An 18,267-nucleotide genomic window follows, 5' to 3' on the forward strand; every position below is an offset into this window, starting at 1 on the left:
TATAAAGCATTTAAATCTTGCTAAAGTTTACTTAACACACAACCTTTTTAAGTCGTAATTCGTATACTTTTATAGAGAATCTATCATTATGAAAAAATTACTAAAAGTTATTGGAATCCTATTGTTCCTTTTCTTAGCTGTTCTGATTGCTATTCCGTTTATTTTAGAATCTAAAATAGATACTATTGTGCAAAATTATGCGCACAAAAACCTTAACGCAGATTTAAGTTTTGACGATGTTAATCTAAGCCTAATCAGCAGTTTTCCAAAAGCGGAAGTAAGTGTAGAAAATCTTAAAATCACTAATAGAGCACCCTTTATGGACGAAACTTTAGCCACAGCCAAATCCATAGCTTTTGAGATGCCAATAGGGCAATTATTTAAGGATGCTAGCAAACCATTAGCCGTAAATGAAATTATTGCAAATGAACTGCTCTTAACGATTAAGACAAACCAGAATGGATCTGTAAATTATGATATTTTAAAAGAGCAAGAAGGTCCTAAAACCGATGGTGATGCTTCATCAAGCGGATTTCGTTTTGATGTTGAACACTATGAAGTAACTAATAGTGCGTTTACATATTTGGACGAAGAATCGAATACTCAGTTTCATGCTACAGAAATTAACCATTATGGCAATGGTATTTTTTCGGGCGAAAAATCCGAATTAGAAACGAAGACCGAAACAAAAGTTAGTTTAAGTGTCGACAGCACTAACTACCTCGATAATACCAAAATAAAACTAGAGGCTCTAATCGATCTTAGTTTAGAAGACAACAAATACACATTTAGAGAAAATAAAGGGTTCATTAATGCCTTACCGTTAGAGTTTGAAGGTTTTGTGCAGTTGGTAGAATCTGGTCAACAAATTGATCTAAGTTTTAAAAATCCTGAATCGTCTTTTAAAGACTTTCTAGCTGTAATCCCCAAGGCATATTCAAAGAATATTGAAAACGTTAATACAACTGGTAATTTCACAGTCAATGGAAGAATAAAAGGATTAATTTCGGATGAAACAATTCCAACAATAGATATTAGTCTAAGTTCTAACAACGCGTCTTTTAAATATCCAGATTTACCAAAAAGTGTTGACAACATAAAAATTGATGCATCTATAAAAAACACGACAGGTAATGTTGACGATACCTATATAGATATTAATGAATTGAATTTTAAAATAGATGACGATAGCTTTAAATCTGAGGCACATCTAAAAAATATAACTCAAAATATGTTAGTCAGTGCAAATTTAGATGGCGTTCTTAATCTTGCTAATGTTACTAAAGCCTATCCTGTTACTATAGAAAACCAGCTAAGCGGTATTCTAAAAGGAAAGCTAAATACAGTTTTTGACATGAACGCTATTGAGTCCAACGCTTATCAACGCATTAAAAATAATGGTAGTGTTTCCTTGACGGACTTTATTTTTTCATCTGAAGATATTGTAAATCCAATACAAATTAATAAAGCAACCATGACCTTTAAACCAGGTGTTGTTACCTTAAACAATCTTAACGCCCAAACTGGTAAAAGCGATTTTTATGCAACTGGTCAAATTTATAACCTGTTAGGATTCTTATTAAGTGATAAAAAATTGCAGGGTGATTTCAAGGTCACTTCCAATAATTTTAGTATTGAAGATTTCATGGTTGAAGACGAATTGGCAACTGAAAACTCCAATAAAACCACTCAAGATACAGAGTCTTTAAAAATTCCTGATTTTTTAGACTGTTCAATCTATGCCAATGCTCAAAATGTGTTCTATGATAATATTAATCTAAAGAATGTTAGTGGAAAGCTCCGCATTAAAGATCAAAGCGCTAATTTAAGTGAAATGACCTCAACATTATTTGGTGGGAAATTAGGAATTAACGGTAATGTAACAACCAATAATTCAAAACCAAGTTTTGATATGCAATTGGCCATGCAACAATTTGACATTTCCCAATCCTTCAACGATTTAGAGCTCTTAAAGGCACTTGCGCCAATAGCCAAAGTCATACAGGGAAAACTAAACTCCACAATTAATATTAGTGGTTTACTAGATAAAGATTTTGCCCCAGATTTAAGTACAGTATCTGGAAATGCTCTTGCTGAAATTATCACGTCTAATATAGATGTTTCTAATAGCCCATTACTTGCAAATCTAGATGCAGAGTTGAATTTTATTGATTTTAATGCACTACAAAAGAATATTAAAACAAAATTAGTCTTTAATGATGGACAGGTTTCTGTTGATCCGTTTACCATTAATTACAAAGACATACCTATCGAGGTCTCAGGATCACATGGCTTCAATAAAAATATGAATTACAAGGCAATACTAAGCGTACCAGCAAAATATCTCGGGAGTGAAGTAAATCGATTAATAGGTCAGATCAATGACCCTGAAGTGAATAAAATGGCAATTCCTGTTACCACCAATATAAGTGGTACATTTTCAAAGCCAGACGTTTCAACAGACTTGGCAAGTGCTGTAACGAATCTTTCAAAACAACTTGTTGAAATTCAAAAACAAAAACTTATCGGGAAAGGAAAGGATAAGTTAAATGATCTAATAGGAAATGCTCTAGGAGGAAACAAGAACGCCAAAAAAACTGATTCTGCAGTAGCTAAGGGAGATAGTATCAAAACCAACACAACAGAAGACAAGGTTAAAGAGGGCGTAAAGAATGTACTAGGTGATATTTTAGGTAAAAAGAAATCTAAAAAGGATAATAAAAAGCAAGATTCTACCAAAAACAATTGATTTTTGGACTAAAACACCCTTTTTTTTGCCAAAATTTGTTAATAAAAGTAATTTTTTTTGGAAATCTTAATTATTCAATTAGATTATAAGTTATCTAAATTTAAAACAACTATATGAGGCAATTAAAAATCACCAAGCAGGTTACCAACAGGGAAGACAAATCGCTAGATAAATACTTACAAGACATCAGTAAAATTCCCCTAATAACTGCAGACGAGGAAGTAGAATTAGCACAACGAATTAAAAAAGGTGATCAAGAAGCATTAGAAAAGTTAACAACCGCCAATTTAAGGTTTGTCGTATCAGTAGCTAAGCAGTATCAAAACCAAGGGTTGAAGTTGCCAGATTTAATAAATGAAGGAAATGCTGGATTAGTTAAAGCTGCAAAGCGTTTTGATGAGACCAGAGGATTTAAATTTATCTCTTATGCAGTATGGTGGATTAGACAAGCCATTCTTCAAGCGCTGGCAGAACAATCACGTATTGTTAGGTTACCTTTAAATAAAATTGGCACTATAAACAAGATCAATAAAACGTTTTCTCACTTAGAACAGATACATCAAAGGCCACCAAATGCTGAGGAAATTGCAAGAGAATTAGAAATAAGTGTAAGAGAAGTAAAGCAGTCCATGAAAAACTCTGGACGCCATTTATCTATGGATGCTCCTTTAAAACAAGGCGAGGATTTCAGTTTATACGATGTTGTAAGTGCAAGTGAATCGCCTAAACCGGATAAGTCCTTGATGAAGGATTCACTCAACATAGAAATCGAGCGTGCCCTCGATACTTTAACTCAAAAAGAAAGTGATATAATTAGGTTAAATTTTGGAATTGGTGACCAACCTGCAATGACACTAGAAGAGATTGGAAGTATATATGACTTAACACGTGAACGTGTAAGACAAATTCGCGAGAAAGGTATCAGAAGATTAAGGCATGCAAGTAAAAGTAAAATTTTAAAAACCTATTTGGGGTAATTAATTTTTTATTTTCAAATAGTTAGATTATATTTGCCGTCCGTTTGAGAAATTGATTATTAAAAACTATCATTAGATGATAAAGATTGAAATAAAAGAAGGCGAAAACATTGAAAGAGCGTTAAAACGTTATAAACGCAAGCACAGAAATGTTCAAATTATGCAGAACTTAAAGGAGTCGCGCTATTTTACAAAGCCTTCTGTAAAAAGAAGAAGAGAAATCCAAAAAGCTCAGTATATTCAGAATTTAAGAGATCAAGAGAATATTTAAGATCATTCTACATAAAAATGAAAAGAGCAACAATTGTTGCTCTTTTTTTTGTCAATATTTGCTCATACCCGAACATTTATTGACGTCTTAATCATAGCAATGTTGAAGCTATGTTTTAAGTATATTTAATCACGTTAACGCTTATCGCAACTTAATCTTTTCAAATTCATTTTCCGCCTTAACCTCTATCGGCTCTATTGGTCTATCCTCATAAAAATGTTCAAAAGTTTTGTTAGTCGTGTAGTCATCCGTTAAAACTTTGTATACCATTATAACAAGAAAAATCTGGCCTAATACTGTTAAATAAAATACCCAACCAAAAGGAAAGTCCATTGCAGACATAATGGTAATGGTAATCAATAATAAGGTTGTTATGGCGATGTACAAAAAGGGTGAGGTTTTCATTTTTAATATTTTTGTTTAAAATTACTTATTATTTGTTAAACAAAATAATTTTTAACGGAATACTAACACCTTAATATCAGACAAATAAAGCCCTATAAGTCCAACTCAACGACCAATCCCTCATTAGCTCTGATATTAAAAACTGTGTCGTCTTCAAAAATGAGATATTGCCCTTTAAGCCCCTTTAAAACTCCTTGATATTGCTGTACTTTACTCAAGTTTAAACTTCTAGGCTTAGTAGGATATTGTTCAACTGGAAATACTAAGTTTGTTTCCTGATTGTTCTCAATAAAGTAGGCCTTAGCTTCTTCAGGAATATGCGTTTTAAGTCTTTCGCGCCAAGAAACAAGATCTTCATCTTTTAAATCATTTTTAAGCATATTTCTCCAATTGGTTTTATCAGAGACATAATCCTTCAGAGCCACTTCAGTTATACCTGCCAAATAACGGTTGGGCACCTCAACTATTTCAATGGCTTCATGGGCTCCCTGATCTATCCATCTTGTTGGTATCTGACTTTTTCGTGTTACACCTACTTTGACGTTACTAGAATTTGCCAAGTAAACAATATGAGGCTGTAATTGAATCTTTTTTTCATACTCTAAATCACGATCTTCCCTACCTAAATGAGCTGTGCTCAATTCTGGTCGCATTATCCAATCACCAGCAGTTGGTTGCTCAAAAAAGCAAGAACGGCAAAAACCTTGTCTAAAAATGGGTCGATCTAAACCACAACTCAAACATTGATGGCCAACTAATTTGATAGAAATAGTTTTATTAATTAGCTGATTCATGTGGATAAAGTCGTTTTCAAACACCAAATAATATTGTATTGGGTCTAAAAACTCCGTCTGCATTTTAGTAAGTACGCCTTTATAAATCATTAAAGAAATTTATTATTTTTAGCATCCAAGTCTCAATAAAATTTACCATTTAGAGCTCCGAAGAATGACGGTTTAAGTTTATAACAAAAATTACAATTAATTAAATCTCGCTGAGCGAGTAAAGATAACCAATCCATGCCAATTCCCATTGTAAATTCTATTGCTTCATGGTTCTTAAAAAAACGATTTCATCAAATTGAATTGTTTTTAAAATACCCTAACGAGGTACAGAACGAATTGCTCTTTAGCCTTTTAAAGTTTGCAAAAGACACCGAGATTGGTAAACAGTACGACTTCGCGTCTATAAAAACCTATGATGAATTTAGAGACAGATTACCAATAGTAAGTTATGAAGAAATACAACCTTTAATAGAACGCTCACGCCATGGCGAACAAAATATATTTTGGCCTAGACCTATAAAATGGTTCGCCAAATCTAGCGGTACCACCAATGCTAAAAGCAAATTTATACCTGTAAGTAACGAATCTTTGGAAGATTGCCACTATGCGGCTAGTAAGGATTTGCTCTGCATGTATCTAAATAATAACGGAGACTCCCAATTATTTACCGGTAAAAGTTTACGTTTGGGAGGTAGTAAAGAATTATATAAAGAAAATGGTACTGTTTTTGGGGATTTAAGTGCAATCCTCATAGACAATATGCCTTTTTGGGCCGAGTTTAGCAGTACGCCTAGTAGCAAAGTTTCATTAATGAGCGAATGGGAAACAAAAATGGATGCCATTGTAGAGGAAACTATTCATGAAAATGTTACGAGTTTGGCTGGTGTTCCCTCATGGATGTTGGTTTTGTTAAATAATGTCCTCGATAAAACAGGCAAGGACAATTTATTTGAGATTTGGCCAAATTTAGAAGTTTACTTTCATGGTGGAGTAAGTTTTAATCCTTATATAGAACAATACAGAGCTATTTTGCCTTCCTCCAACTTTAAGTATTATGAAATTTATAACGCCTCGGAAGGATTTTTCGCAATTCAAGACCAAAATTATACCGGTGATTTACTTCTAATGCTAGATTATGGTATTTTCTATGAGTTTATACCAATGGATACTTTTGGCACTAGCAACCAAAGGGTAATACCATTAAGCGAGGTTAAACTAAACACAAACTACGCCTTAATAATTACGACCAATGCTGGTCTTTGGCGCTATAGAATTGGAGACACGATACGATTTGTGAGTCTAAATCCACATAGAATAAAGGTTTCTGGAAGAACAAAGCATCATATTAATGCATTTGGTGAGGAATTAATAATTGAGAACGCTGAAGACGCGCTTAAGAAAGTGTGCAAACGGACCAAATCAGAAATTGTAGAATACACCGCAGCACCTATTTTTATGCAAGGTAAGGAAAAAGGTGCCCACGAGTGGATCATAGAATTTAAAACACCGCCTCAAAACATGTCTTATTTTGAGGAGCTCTTTGATAATGCTTTGAAAGCGTTAAACTCAGATTATGAAGCGAAGCGCTATAATAATATGACCCTTAATAAACCCAAAATTCATTGTGCAAGACCCAGCTTGTTCTACGATTGGTTAAAACAAAACAATAAATTAGGGGGTCAGCACAAAGTACCTCGCTTATCTAATTCTCGAGAATATATAGAAGAACTTCTTAAGCTTAATACAGAAGTCTAATACACCAAACCATTTATCGTTAAAAATTGTTCTTATAATTCTTACATCGATAAATGCTTCTACTTTAGCCAAAAAATTGTTCCTAAAATATCCAAATCGGCTAAAGGTTCTATATTCGTAACGAAGAGAAAGAAACACATATCTCGTCAACAGATAAAATATTGCAAGCAATATTTATTAATCAATCCTAACTAACATAAAAAACCACAACATCTTCAATGGATATTGTGGTTTCTTTTCATGTGTTTAATCTTAATTAAGACACTGCCTTTAGTTTTTTCAATGTTGATTTTGACAGCCTATCCTCTGCATAGGCTTTTGTTACATTAAGTTTAGTCTCGCCAGAACCAGGCAAATCAAACATGGCTTCGGTTAAAATTTCTTCACAAAGCGAACGCAGACCACGTGCTCCTAGTTTATATTCAATAGCTTTTTCAACAATATAATTTAATGCACCTTCGGTGATGCTAAACTCAACATCGTCCATGGCAAACAGTTTTTTATACTGTTTTATAATTGCATTTTTAGGTTCCGTTAATATTGCTCGCAAGGTATTCGCATCTAGTGGATCCATATGAGTTAAAACAGGTAAGCGTCCTATAATCTCAGGAATTAGACCAAAATCTTTAAGATCTTTAGGTATGATATACTGAAGAATATTATCGTTATCTACAGTATCTGCATTGATTGAACTATAACCTATAGCTTGCATATTTAGACGCTTGGTTATTAGGCGCTCAATACCATCAAAAGCACCACCTGCAATAAACAATATATGCTCTGTGTTTACTTCGATGAACTTTTGGTCAGGATGTTTACGTCCTCCTTTTGGCGGTACGTTTACTACTGTTCCTTCAAGCAACTTAAGCAAAGCCTGTTGGACACCTTCTCCTGAAACGTCCCTTGTGATTGATGGATTATCACTTTTGCGGGCAATTTTATCAATCTCATCAATGAAAACGATGCCACGTTGCGCTTTTTCAAGGTTATAATCGGCTGCTTGTAGCAATCGTGTTAATATACTTTCTACATCTTCACCTACATATCCGGCTTCTGTTAGAACTGTAGCATCTACAATAGCCAAAGGTACATTAAGCATTCTGGCAATGGTTTTTGCCATTAACGTCTTACCTGTCCCTGTTTGACCCACCATAATGATATTACTTTTTTGTATCTCAATATCATCTTCAGATGGTGTTTGAAGTAAGCGCTTATAGTGGTTGTAAACAGCAACTGACATGACACGTTTAGTGTATTCTTGACCAATGATATATTCATCCAAGAAGGCCTTTATTTCTTTAGGTTTTCTTAGCATTAACTCAGAACTAAGCTCTGAGGTACCGCTTTGTTTATACTCTTCAAGGACAATACCATGTGCTTGCTCTATACATCGGTCGCATATGTGAGCATCTAAGCCTGCAATTAGTAAATTTGTTTCTGACTTTTTCCTACCACAAAACGAGCATTCTAATTCTTCCTTTGCCATAATATTAGTTCTAATTAATAGATATAGTCGTAAATTATCACAACTACTTGCGCTCTAAGACTTCATCTATCATACCATAATCCAATGCCTCACTAGACTTCATCCAATAATCTCTGTCTGAATCTTTTTCAACTTGATCATAAGGCTTACCAGAATGATTTGATATAATAGTATATAATTCTTCTTTTACTTTAATAGTTTCCCTTACCGCAATTTCCATATCAGACACTTGTCCCTGAGTACCACTCATTGGTTGATGTATCATTACCCGAGAGTGCTTTAAAGCAGAACGTTTTCCTTTTTCACCAGCACATAATAACACAGCTGCCATGGAAGCTGCAATTCCTGTACAAATCGTTGCAACGTCTGGTTTTATAAATTGCATTGTATCGTAAATTCCTAATCCTGCATAGACACTACCACCCGGAGAATTAATATAAATTTGAACATCCTTTGAAGCATCTACACTTTGTAAGAATAATAGCTGTGCCTGGATAATATTTGCAACCTGGTCGTTTACACCCGTGCCAAGGAAAATTATTCTGTCCATCATCAGTCTTGAAAAAACATCCATGGCTACAGCATTCATCTGTCTTTCCTCAATTATATTTGGTGTTAAATTGGTTGGGTACATACTTGTTATAATTTTATCGTAATATGTACTGCTTATACCTTGATCTTTTATGGCGAATTTTTCGAATTCTTTACCGTAATTCATGTTTTTTAATTTGATTTTTGATTAAAAAAAAAGCGTAAAACCTCATCAGTTTTACGCCTTAAAGATACTAATATTTTTACAGACTGATTAACTGTAAAATTCTTTCACGAAATCATCGTAAGTGATTTCTTTTGTTTTGAGGTTTGCTTCTCTCTTGTAAAGGTCTAGTAACTTTTGACTCATTAATTGCTCAGACAAACGTTTTACCTCATCTTGATTTGATAATATTCTCGCGGCAATATCCTCTAATTCTTTTTCAGTAGGATTCATTTGGCCAAATTGTGCCATTTGCCCTTTTATCATTTCCATAGCATAAGCTTTTAAATCTTCAAACTGCACCTGTAAATTATGCTCTTGTATTAGCTTGCCTTCAATAAGCTGGTAACGCATGCTTTTTTCAGATTTTTCATATTCTTCTTTTGCCTGCTCTTCGGTCATTGGTTCTTCACCTGCTGTTTGCATCCATTTTTGCAGGAATGTCGCTGGTAAATCAAATTTTGTGTTTTCAACTAAATATTCAGTAACATCATTTAATAGCTTTTGATCACCTTGTTGCGTAAACTGTTTTTCAGAATCTGCTTTTATTTTTTCCTTCAGTTCAGTTACAGTCGTAACTATTCCTTTTCCAAATAGTTTATCAAAAAGCTCCTGATCTAAATCTGCTAACTCTCTTTTGTTAATTTCACTAACTTCAAATGTAACCTCAACGTCTAGACCATGAACATCGTCGTGTGAAACTTTTAGAAAGGTCATTAGATCGTGGTCATCATTAAACAACCCCTTAGTTTTAAAAGTTACTACATCTCCTACTTTAGTTCCTATTACCATTTTGGGATTTGATTTTCCTTTAAGTCTATCTAAAGTAAAAGTGGCAACATTTTCTATCCCTTCGGCTTCATTAGAAAATTTACCAGTAATTTCAGACTCTTTTGAAACTTCTTCTTGAGAAATTAATTTACCATATTGCTTTCTGATATGATCAACTTGGTTATTTATCATTTTATCGTCTGCAATAATGTTATAATGTGTTATCGCTTTTTTACTTTTAAGTTTAACATCAAACTCAGGTGCTAGACCTAGTTCAAATTCAAAAGAGAATGCATCAGAATCCCAATCTAGATCATCCTGTGGTTTTGGCAACGGATTACCTAAAACATCTAGTTTTTCTTCAACAAGATATTTCCCAATGGCATCTTGTAATAATTTATTAACTTCATCTACAAGCACTGCTTTGCCGTATTGCTTCTTCACTAAGCTCATTGGTACATGGCCTTTTCTAAACCCTGGAATGTTAGCAGATTTACGATAATCCGATAATATCTTTTCTACCTTATCGCTGTAATCTTCTTTTGCGATATCTACCTTAACTACTGCATTGAGTTCGTCGATGTTTTCTCTTGTAATATTCATTTTTATTGCAACTAAAATTGGGCTGCAAAAATACAACTTTTTTCGCAACCCAACAATACTTTAATTCTTTGGATTATTGTACCTTCTTTTGCTCGTTGAATATTGAATACAAAATAGATTGCAATATAGATAACAGAATACTAAATAAAACTGCCGTTAAAAAATTTGAAACTGCAAAACCATCTATTAGTTTATCTGCCAAGAGTATAATTACCGCATTAATAACTAACAGAAAAAGCCCTAAGGTCATAATGGTTACAGGTAATGTTAAGAGTATTAAAAAAGGTTTTACCAAGAGATTCAGTACCGCTAAAACAACAGCCACAATTACGGCGTCCAAATAACTATTTACAGTGACGCCATTTAAAATATAGGCAAGGATAAAAACGGCAAGGGCATTTACTAAAAGTCGAAGTAACAGATTCATATAAAAGGTCTTTATCCCTAATTTACAAATTTTATTACAGCGTTATAGAATTCAGATGGATTTTCTGCATGTAACCAATGTCCTGCGTTTGTAATACTAATGATGTTAGAATTTGGAAAATGCCGTTTAATTATGATCTCATCTCGTTCTCCAATATATTCAGAACGGTCTCCTCTAAGAAACAAGGTGTCCTTGTTGAAAACAGCATGAGACGGCAGGGCTTCACCTACTTCAGAAACATTCTCCCTTAATACGTCTAAATTTATTCTTAACCCTAACTCTCCTTTATGTACCCAGTATAAGTTTTTTAATAAAAATTGTCTAATGCCAAGATCAGAAATATACTCTTCAAGTACTTGGTCTGCTTCTAGCCGTGTTTTTACGAATGAAAAATCCAACTGACTTAGTCCATTTAGAATGGTGTCGTGATGCACAGGATAATATCTCGGTGATATATCCGCAACAATCAAACGATTTACGTATTCTGGATACTCGCACGCAAAAAACATAGCTGTTTTTCCGCCCATAGAATGGCCGAGCAGGACGATGTCTTTCAAATTTTTTTCATCGCAGTAGTTTTTTAGGTCTTTAGACATTAATTCATAGTTAAACTCATCAGAATGGAAACTCCGACCATGATTTCTTTGGTCTACCAAATGCACCTGAAAATCTAATTCTGAAAATTGTCTGGCAAGAGTTTTCCAATTATCACCCATACCTAAAAATCCATGCAAAATTACAAAAGGTCTTCCATGACCAATAATGTTTGAATGCAATATCATTTTAGACGATGTAAATACATTTGAATTACATTTTCTACCCCTAAATACAAGCTTTCTGCAACTAAGGCATGACCTATAGAGACTTCCAACAATCCAGGTATGTTTTCTTTAAAATACCGTATATTATCAAGTGAAAGATCATGGCCAGCATTGACTCCCAATTGCAAGGCATTTGCTAAACCAGCACATTCCATATAAGGATTTATTCCTTCTTTGTTTCCTAATTTATAGTGATGTGCGTATGCCTCGGTGTAAAGCTCTACACGATCTGTCCCAGTTTCCTTAGCGCCTTCAATTTGATGCAAATTGGGGTCCACAAATATTGAAGTTCTTATGCCATTACTTTTAAATTCTTTAATCACATCGATTAAAAAATCCTTGTGCTTAATTGTATCCCAACCTGCATTTGAGGTTATGGCATCTTCTGCGTCTGGCACCAATGTTACTTGGGTTGGCCTAATGTCCAGAACCAAATCAATAAATTTAGGTATTGGATTACCTTCTATATTATATTCTGTATTAACTACAGATTTCAGATCATAAGCATCCTGGTATTTAATGTGACGCTCATCTGGTCTTGGATGTATCGTGATACCTTGCGCTCCAAAACGTTGTACATCCTTCGCAAACTCCACTACATTAGGCACGTCTCCTCCTCTACTATTCCTCAGTGTAGCAATCTTATTAATGTTTACACTTAGCTTTGTCATTTTAGCTCAATTTTTGAGTGCAAAAATACGAAGTATAACACGCTTATTGTGGTTATTTTTAATTAATTTGCGATACAAGAAAGTCCCTATATGCAATTGAAAGAATATATTATAAATGACATACAACCCTTGGAGTTAACGGATAAAATAAGTGATTTACAACTCTTGTTTAATCAGCTAACGTATTCTCATATACCAATTCAAAAAGAAGGCGTTTATATGGGTTGTATTTCAGAAACCGATGCGCATTGTTTTGATAGTGCAATTTCAATCATGGATTGCAATTATGCTATTGAAGGATTTTTTGTGAGAGACTCAACAAATTGGCTCGATGTATTAGAGGCTTTTGCTCAAAACGATTCTAATATTATGCCTGTCCTTGGAGCGGATAATAGTTATTTGGGATACTATGAACTAAATGACATAATCCATCTGTTTAATGAAACCCCTTTCTTCTCTGAACCAGGCGGTATAATTATTGTCGAGAAAGGAATTAACGATTATTCATTTAGTGAAATTAGTCAAATTGTTGAATCTAATGATGCCAAGATATTAGGTGCTTTTATCTCAAAAATGGACGGCGATCTGGTAAGGATTACTATAAAAATAGCAAACGCTAGTTTAAACGAGGTGATTCAAACCTTTAGAAGATATAGTTATAATATCGTATCTGGACATGAAGACGATACCTATCTAGAAAGTTTAAAAGAGCGATCTAAATATCTTGATAAATACCTAAACATGTAGTTGTATGAAAATTGCTGTTTATGGTCAAAATTACTCTAAGGAAACCTCACAGGAAGCCTTTGAATTACTTCTCCCAGTTTTATTGGGCCATAATACTAAAGTTTTTGTAGAATCGGATTTTTTAAGTACTCTAAATTCTGAGATTAAAGCAACCAACGCTATCGGCGAATTTAAAAAACTTGATAGGTCTTATGATCTATTAATTAGCATTGGCGGTGATGGTACTATTTTGAGGGCAATTACTTTCGTAAGGGATTTTGGAATCCCAATTGTTGGGATTAATACCGGAAGGCTTGGGTTTTTAGCAACGATTCAAACCGATGAAATAGCTGCAGCTTTCGAGCAACTATTTAATGGTGACTACAAAATTTCAGAACGATCCCTTTTATCTGTTAAAACCGATCCACCAAACAAAACGATAGAAGAGACGAATTTTGCTCTTAACGAAATTGCAATAAGCAGAAAAAATACAACCTCAATGATTACTGTAGAAACTCACCTTAATGACGAGTATTTGACTTCTTATTGGGCAGATGGGCTTATTTTATCTACACCTACTGGCTCTACAGGTTATTCCTTAAGTTGTGGTGGGCCAGTAATAACTCCAGATGCTACAAATTTTGCTCTTACACCAATTGCTCCACACAATTTAAGTGCAAGACCATTAATAATTCCAGATACTACAACGGTAAAATTTAAAGTAGATGGCAGGGAAGACCAATTTTTAATGTCCTTAGATTCTCGTATTATTACCCTACCCAATACCACAAACGTTATAATTAAAAAAGCAAATTTTGCAATTAAAATGGTCGAGTTATTGGATGAGTCTTTTTTAGACACACTACGAAAAAAATTACTCTGGGGAGAAGATCGCCGCAATTAAACAATAAATAAACATTTAATCTGTTTATTTCTAAGACAATTTATCACAAATTGCCTATGGGTCGCCATAATTATTATATTTGCAAACTTTGAGGATTTTATGCGGTATTTAACCCTGCTTATATTGTTCACTTCATTCGGAAATTTGGTGTCGGCACAGATTTACGAAGTAGGTATTTTTGCTGGTGGAAGCAATTTTATTGGTGATGTCGGTTCAACAAATTATATATCCCCTAATCAACCTGCTATAGGAGGAATTTTTAAATGGAATAGAAGTCCTAGACACGCCTTTAGATTATCCTTAATTTTTAGTGATTTGGAGGGTATAGATAGTAAATCTAGTGATCCAAGACGGGTACAACGCGATTACAGTTTTAATAATAGCATTTTAGAAATTTCTGCAGGAATGGAATTTACATTTTGGGATTTTGACCTACATAAAGTAGGAATACAAGGAACACCCTATTTGTATACTGGTATATCTCTCGCGAATCACGATAATTTTTATTTTGATCAAAACGGAGTAATAACTTCTGAGAATACAACAAGTTGGGCCTACGGAATTCCTATGGTTTTAGGGTATAAGACCAATATTTCTACTCATTTGGTGCTTGCCGCTGAAATAGGAGCCAGATATACATTTACTGATGAGATTGATGGAAGTGTTCCAGACGCAGAATTTAGGGAAGGATTTAGTTTTGGCAATACAAACAGCAATGATTGGTATATGTTTACAGGATTTACACTAACTTACACCTTTGGAAGAAGACCTTGCTATTGTAATTTTTAAATGAGCCTGATAGAAAAGATAAATAGAGACAATTTACCAAACCATGTTGCCATAATAATGGATGGCAATGGGCGCTGGGCCAAACAAAAAGGCTTACTAAGAGTAATAGGCCATGAAAATGGCACCAAAGCGGTTAGAGAAACTGTTGAAGCAAGTGCAGAACTGGGCATCAAAAATCTGACACTTTATGCGTTTTCGACAGAAAACTGGAATAGACCAAAATTAGAAGTGCAGACTTTGATGAAGCTCCTTGTTAAATCATTAAAAAAGGAAATAAAAACCCTTCAAGACAACAATATAAAGCTTTCTGCAATCGGATGTTTACAAGATTTACCAAAAAATGCATATGCTGAACTACAAGATGTTATCGAAAAGACAAAAAATAATACGAATATGACATTAACTTTAGCGCTAAGCTATGGTTCTAGAGAAGAAATTGTTAATGTTATTAAAGAATTATCAGTTAAAGTTAAAAATAATATAATTTCTTCTGAAAGTATTGATGAATCAATTATAAATAAGCATCTTTACACGCAAAATTTACCAGATGTTGACCTACTAATTCGCACTAGTGGTGAACAACGTATTAGTAATTTTTTGCTATGGCAAATTGCCTATGCAGAATTATATTTTACAGATATTTTATGGCCAGATTTCAAAAAAGAAAATCTGTACGAAGCACTCATAAACTATCAAAACAGAGAACGAAGATTTGGAAAAACTAGCGAACAACTTACGCCTTAATAAAGTACTCTCCTTTACCATATTACTAATTACCATACTGTTTCTCTCAACATCGGCTATGGTTAACGCTCAGGTTGAAGGCGCTAAATATTTAATTAAAAACATTACCGTTACCGGGAATACAAATTTTAGTCCGCAAACAATTATTGCCTATTCTAAACTTCGAAAAGACGAAGAAATACAGCTAAATGGCGAAAAAATTGCTAATGCTATAAAGACGCTATGGAAATCCAATCTCTTTAGTAGCATAGATATTTACATAACCAACATAGACGGCAATACTGCGGACCTTGAAATTAATCTTATGGATTTACCTGAACTATTAGACTTAACTGTTTCAGGGGTAAAGAAAGGTAAGATTGATGAAATCAAACAAGAAAATAATCTTCAAACTGGCGTAAAGGTTACTGAAAATTTAATTGCAAATACAAGAAATTATCTCACAAATAAGTATAAGAAGAAAGGATTTCTAAATACAAAGGTAAATATTGTTACCACGGAGGTAATTGACTCTGTTAAAAAAGAGCGTGTAAACATGCTCATCAAAATTGACAGAGGAGAAAAGGTGAAAATAAAAAACATCACCTTTTCTGGCAATGAAAAAATTAAGGATAAAAAGCTTCGTAAAGCAATGAAGAATACGAAGAAAAGAAACCCTATAAGAATTCTTAAACGATCCAAGTATATAGAAGAAGACTATAAAGAAGATTTAACACGTGTTGTAGACTACTACAAAGAAAATGGTTATCGTGATGCGAGAGTTGTTTCCGACTCCATTATTTTCAACAACGATCAGACCATTAGTTTAAACATTGATGTAGAAGAAGGAGAAAAATACGTTTTTGGCAAAATTGATTTTGTTGGGAATACAGTATACAGTGACAACTACTTATCGAGTATTTTAAAAATAAAACCTGGTGACACCTATAATGGTGTTGAACTTCGGGAGCGTATTGCAGACCCAAAAAATCCTGATGCAAATGATTTAACTAATGCCTATCAAAACTTTGGGTATATGTTCTCTACGATTAACCCAGTAGAAGTTAGCGCTGAAGGCAATGTAATTGACATGGAAATAAGGATTTCCGAAGGTAAACCTGCTTATTTTAATAATGTTACCGTTGTTGGAAACGATGTTACGAATGATCACGTAATCTACAGAGAAATACGAACCAGGCCTGGTCAGCTTTACAGAAAAGCAGATATTATCAGAACTATACGTGAGCTAGGACAGTTAGGCTTTTTTGATGCACAGCAAATTGCGCCAAACATTAAAAATCCAAACCCAGTTGATGGCACCTTAGATGTTGAGTACTCCGTTGTTGAGCAGGGTTCTAGCCAAATTCAATTACAAGGTGGTTACGGTGGTGGTGGATTTATTGGCACATTAGGTCTATCATTCAATAATTTCGCAATTAAAGATATCTTTAAGAAAGAAGCCTATAAACCAGTACCAAGAGGTGATGGACAAAGTCTAGCATTGCGTTTGCAAGCCAGCCAGTTTTTTCAAACCTATAGCTTTTCATTTGCAGAGCCTTGGCTAGGTGGTAAAAAGCCGTTTCAGTTATCGACATCACTGTCTTATTCAAGACAATTTTTATTTAATCCTAACAACAGAAGACCAGACCGAAGCAGAAGTTTTAACATTACTGGTTTAACGCTTGGTTTATCAACAAGATTAACAAAACCAGACAACTACTTTTTACTATCGCAAGCGCTAAGTTATCAGCATTACGCTCTAAACAATTATAACACTGGTTTATTTACCTTCGGTGATGGTACGTCCAATAACTTATCCTATACCATTGGTCTAACACGGAACAACCTTTATGTTGACCCTATTTTCCCAACGGGAGGTTCCAATTTCTCAGTTTCAGCAAAGTTTTCGTTCCCATATTCATTATTTAATGACGTAGATTACAAGGCACTTAAAGATGAAAGGGATGCACTAGATCCAAGTGATCCAGACGATTTTGCTCGAATTGGGGAAATAGATCAGGAACGTTTCCAATGGTTAGAGTTTTACAAAATTAAATTCAGAGTAGATTGGTATACCGAAATCGTTAAAAAATTAGTCTTAAGGCCAAGTTTGGAGTTTGGGTTCCTTGGGGCCTATAACAATGATAGAGGAGTAATTCCTTTTGAGCGTTTTTTCTTAGGAGGTGACGGACTAGGTAACTTTGCCCTTGACGGTAGAGAGATAATTCAATTACGTGGATATCCAAACCAATCCTTATCTGCCCAAGATGGTGGTTCAATCTACAACAAGTTTTCTCTCGAATTGCGTTATCCAATTACATTAGGAGCACAGGCAAAAATCTATGCCTTGTCTTTTGTAGAAGGCGGAGCTTCGGTAAATAGTTTTCAGGAATTTAACCCGTTTGAACTTCAAAGATCAGCTGGAGTTGGGGTTAGAATTTTTATGCCAGCGTTTGGTCTTCTTGGTATTGATTTTGGACACGGATTTGACCCAATACCAGGTCAAACACAAAAGAATGGATGGGAAACACATTTCATTATTGGACAACAATTTTAAGTTTGGCACGATATTTTCTAAAGGCTTAATAAGGATTTCATCATGGTGTTAAAATTTTTAAGAATATATTTCGTTAATTTGAAGTAAAGTAAC

The 18,267-nt window shown here is 34.2% G+C and carries 17 protein-coding genes; 9 read left to right on the forward strand and 8 right to left on the reverse strand.

All coding sequences use genetic code 11. The features are described 5' to 3' along the window. Positions 1-88 precede the first annotated feature (88 nt). The 3 genes from LBU54_RS12485 (at position 89) to rpsU (ending at position 3,997) form a co-directional block, all read left to right on the forward strand. Positions 89-2,749 carry an AsmA-like C-terminal region-containing protein gene (locus LBU54_RS12485; protein ID WP_224530259.1) on the forward strand — a complete coding sequence of 887 codons (2,661 nt, stop codon included), beginning with the start codon at positions 89-91 and terminating at the stop codon, positions 2,747-2,749. Positions 2,750-2,862: 113 nt separating this feature from the next. Further along, on the forward strand, positions 2,863-3,726 hold the full coding sequence (locus LBU54_RS12490) for a sigma-70 family RNA polymerase sigma factor (protein ID WP_224530261.1): 864 nt from the start codon (positions 2,863-2,865) through the stop codon (positions 3,724-3,726). Between the two features lie 76 nt (positions 3,727-3,802). Next, complete coding sequence (gene rpsU, locus LBU54_RS12495; RefSeq protein ID WP_224530262.1) at positions 3,803-3,997, forward strand: 30S ribosomal protein S21; 195 nt, start codon at positions 3,803-3,805, stop codon at positions 3,995-3,997. Positions 3,998-4,138: 141 nt separating this feature from the next. Here the strand turns inward: rpsU and LBU54_RS12500 are convergent, their stop codons facing one another. After that, the gene (locus LBU54_RS12500) at positions 4,139-4,402 is read right to left on the reverse strand and encodes a hypothetical protein (protein ID WP_224530263.1); all 264 of its coding nucleotides are present in this window, start codon (positions 4,400-4,402) and stop codon (positions 4,139-4,141) included. A 92-nt stretch (positions 4,403-4,494) separates the two neighbouring features. Continuing rightward, a complete protein-coding gene (locus LBU54_RS12505; RefSeq protein WP_224530264.1) occupies positions 4,495-5,286 on the reverse strand; it encodes a DUF2797 domain-containing protein in 792 nt (263 codons plus the stop codon). A 135-nt stretch (positions 5,287-5,421) separates the two neighbouring features. Here LBU54_RS12505 and LBU54_RS12510 point away from each other — a divergent pair, with 135 nt between their 5' ends. Continuing rightward, positions 5,422-6,942, forward strand: coding sequence for a GH3 auxin-responsive promoter family protein (locus LBU54_RS12510; RefSeq protein ID WP_224530265.1), 1,521 nt, complete (start codon positions 5,422-5,424; stop codon positions 6,940-6,942). Positions 6,943-7,198: 256 nt separating this feature from the next. Here LBU54_RS12510 and clpX read toward each other — a convergent pair whose 3' ends face one another. From clpX to LBU54_RS12540, 6 genes are all read right to left on the reverse strand, one after another. Then, entirely contained in the window at positions 7,199-8,428 is a 1,230-nt protein-coding gene (gene clpX / locus LBU54_RS12515) for an ATP-dependent Clp protease ATP-binding subunit ClpX (RefSeq protein ID WP_224530266.1), read from the reverse strand. A 43-nt stretch (positions 8,429-8,471) separates the two neighbouring features. Beyond that, on the reverse strand, positions 8,472-9,146 hold the full coding sequence (clpP, locus tag LBU54_RS12520) for an ATP-dependent Clp endopeptidase proteolytic subunit ClpP (protein WP_224530267.1): 675 nt from the start codon (positions 9,144-9,146) through the stop codon (positions 8,472-8,474). Between the two features lie 87 nt (positions 9,147-9,233). Further along, complete coding sequence (tig, locus tag LBU54_RS12525) at positions 9,234-10,556, reverse strand: trigger factor (protein ID WP_224530268.1); 1,323 nt, start codon at positions 10,554-10,556, stop codon at positions 9,234-9,236. Between the two features lie 73 nt (positions 10,557-10,629). Continuing rightward, the gene (locus LBU54_RS12530; protein WP_224530269.1) at positions 10,630-10,983 is read right to left on the reverse strand and encodes a phage holin family protein; all 354 of its coding nucleotides are present in this window, start codon (positions 10,981-10,983) and stop codon (positions 10,630-10,632) included. 17 nt (positions 10,984-11,000) lie between these two features. Further along, positions 11,001-11,765, reverse strand: coding sequence for an alpha/beta fold hydrolase (locus LBU54_RS12535; RefSeq protein WP_224530270.1), 765 nt, complete (start codon positions 11,763-11,765; stop codon positions 11,001-11,003). Beyond that, the gene (locus LBU54_RS12540) at positions 11,762-12,475 is read right to left on the reverse strand and encodes a pyridoxine 5'-phosphate synthase (protein ID WP_224530280.1); all 714 of its coding nucleotides are present in this window, start codon (positions 12,473-12,475) and stop codon (positions 11,762-11,764) included. The genes LBU54_RS12535 and LBU54_RS12540 overlap by 4 nt, the downstream gene beginning before the upstream one ends. A gap of 90 nt (positions 12,476-12,565) precedes the next feature. Here LBU54_RS12540 and LBU54_RS12545 point away from each other — a divergent pair, with 90 nt between their 5' ends. The 5 genes from LBU54_RS12545 (at position 12,566) to LBU54_RS12565 (ending at position 18,174) form a co-directional block, all read left to right on the forward strand. Continuing rightward, positions 12,566-13,222 (forward strand): CBS domain-containing protein, encoded by a 657-nt coding sequence (locus LBU54_RS12545; RefSeq protein ID WP_224530282.1) that lies wholly within the window; start codon positions 12,566-12,568, stop codon positions 13,220-13,222. Positions 13,223-13,226: 4 nt separating this feature from the next. Continuing rightward, positions 13,227-14,105, forward strand: a complete 879-nt coding sequence (locus LBU54_RS12550) for an NAD kinase (protein ID WP_224530284.1) — start codon at positions 13,227-13,229, stop codon at positions 14,103-14,105. A 99-nt stretch (positions 14,106-14,204) separates the two neighbouring features. Continuing rightward, complete coding sequence (gene porG / locus LBU54_RS12555; protein ID WP_224530286.1) at positions 14,205-14,894, forward strand: type IX secretion system protein PorG; 690 nt, start codon at positions 14,205-14,207, stop codon at positions 14,892-14,894. Next, the gene (locus tag LBU54_RS12560; RefSeq protein ID WP_224530290.1) at positions 14,895-15,638 is read left to right on the forward strand and encodes an isoprenyl transferase; all 744 of its coding nucleotides are present in this window, start codon (positions 14,895-14,897) and stop codon (positions 15,636-15,638) included. Further along, complete coding sequence (locus LBU54_RS12565; RefSeq protein WP_224530293.1) at positions 15,607-18,174, forward strand: BamA/OMP85 family outer membrane protein; 2,568 nt, start codon at positions 15,607-15,609, stop codon at positions 18,172-18,174. The genes LBU54_RS12560 and LBU54_RS12565 overlap by 32 nt, the downstream gene beginning before the upstream one ends. Positions 18,175-18,267: the final 93 nt, after the last annotated feature.

The organism is Winogradskyella alexanderae, from assembly GCF_020166335.1.
Classification (GTDB): Bacteria; Bacteroidota; Bacteroidia; order Flavobacteriales; family Flavobacteriaceae; genus Winogradskyella; species Winogradskyella alexanderae.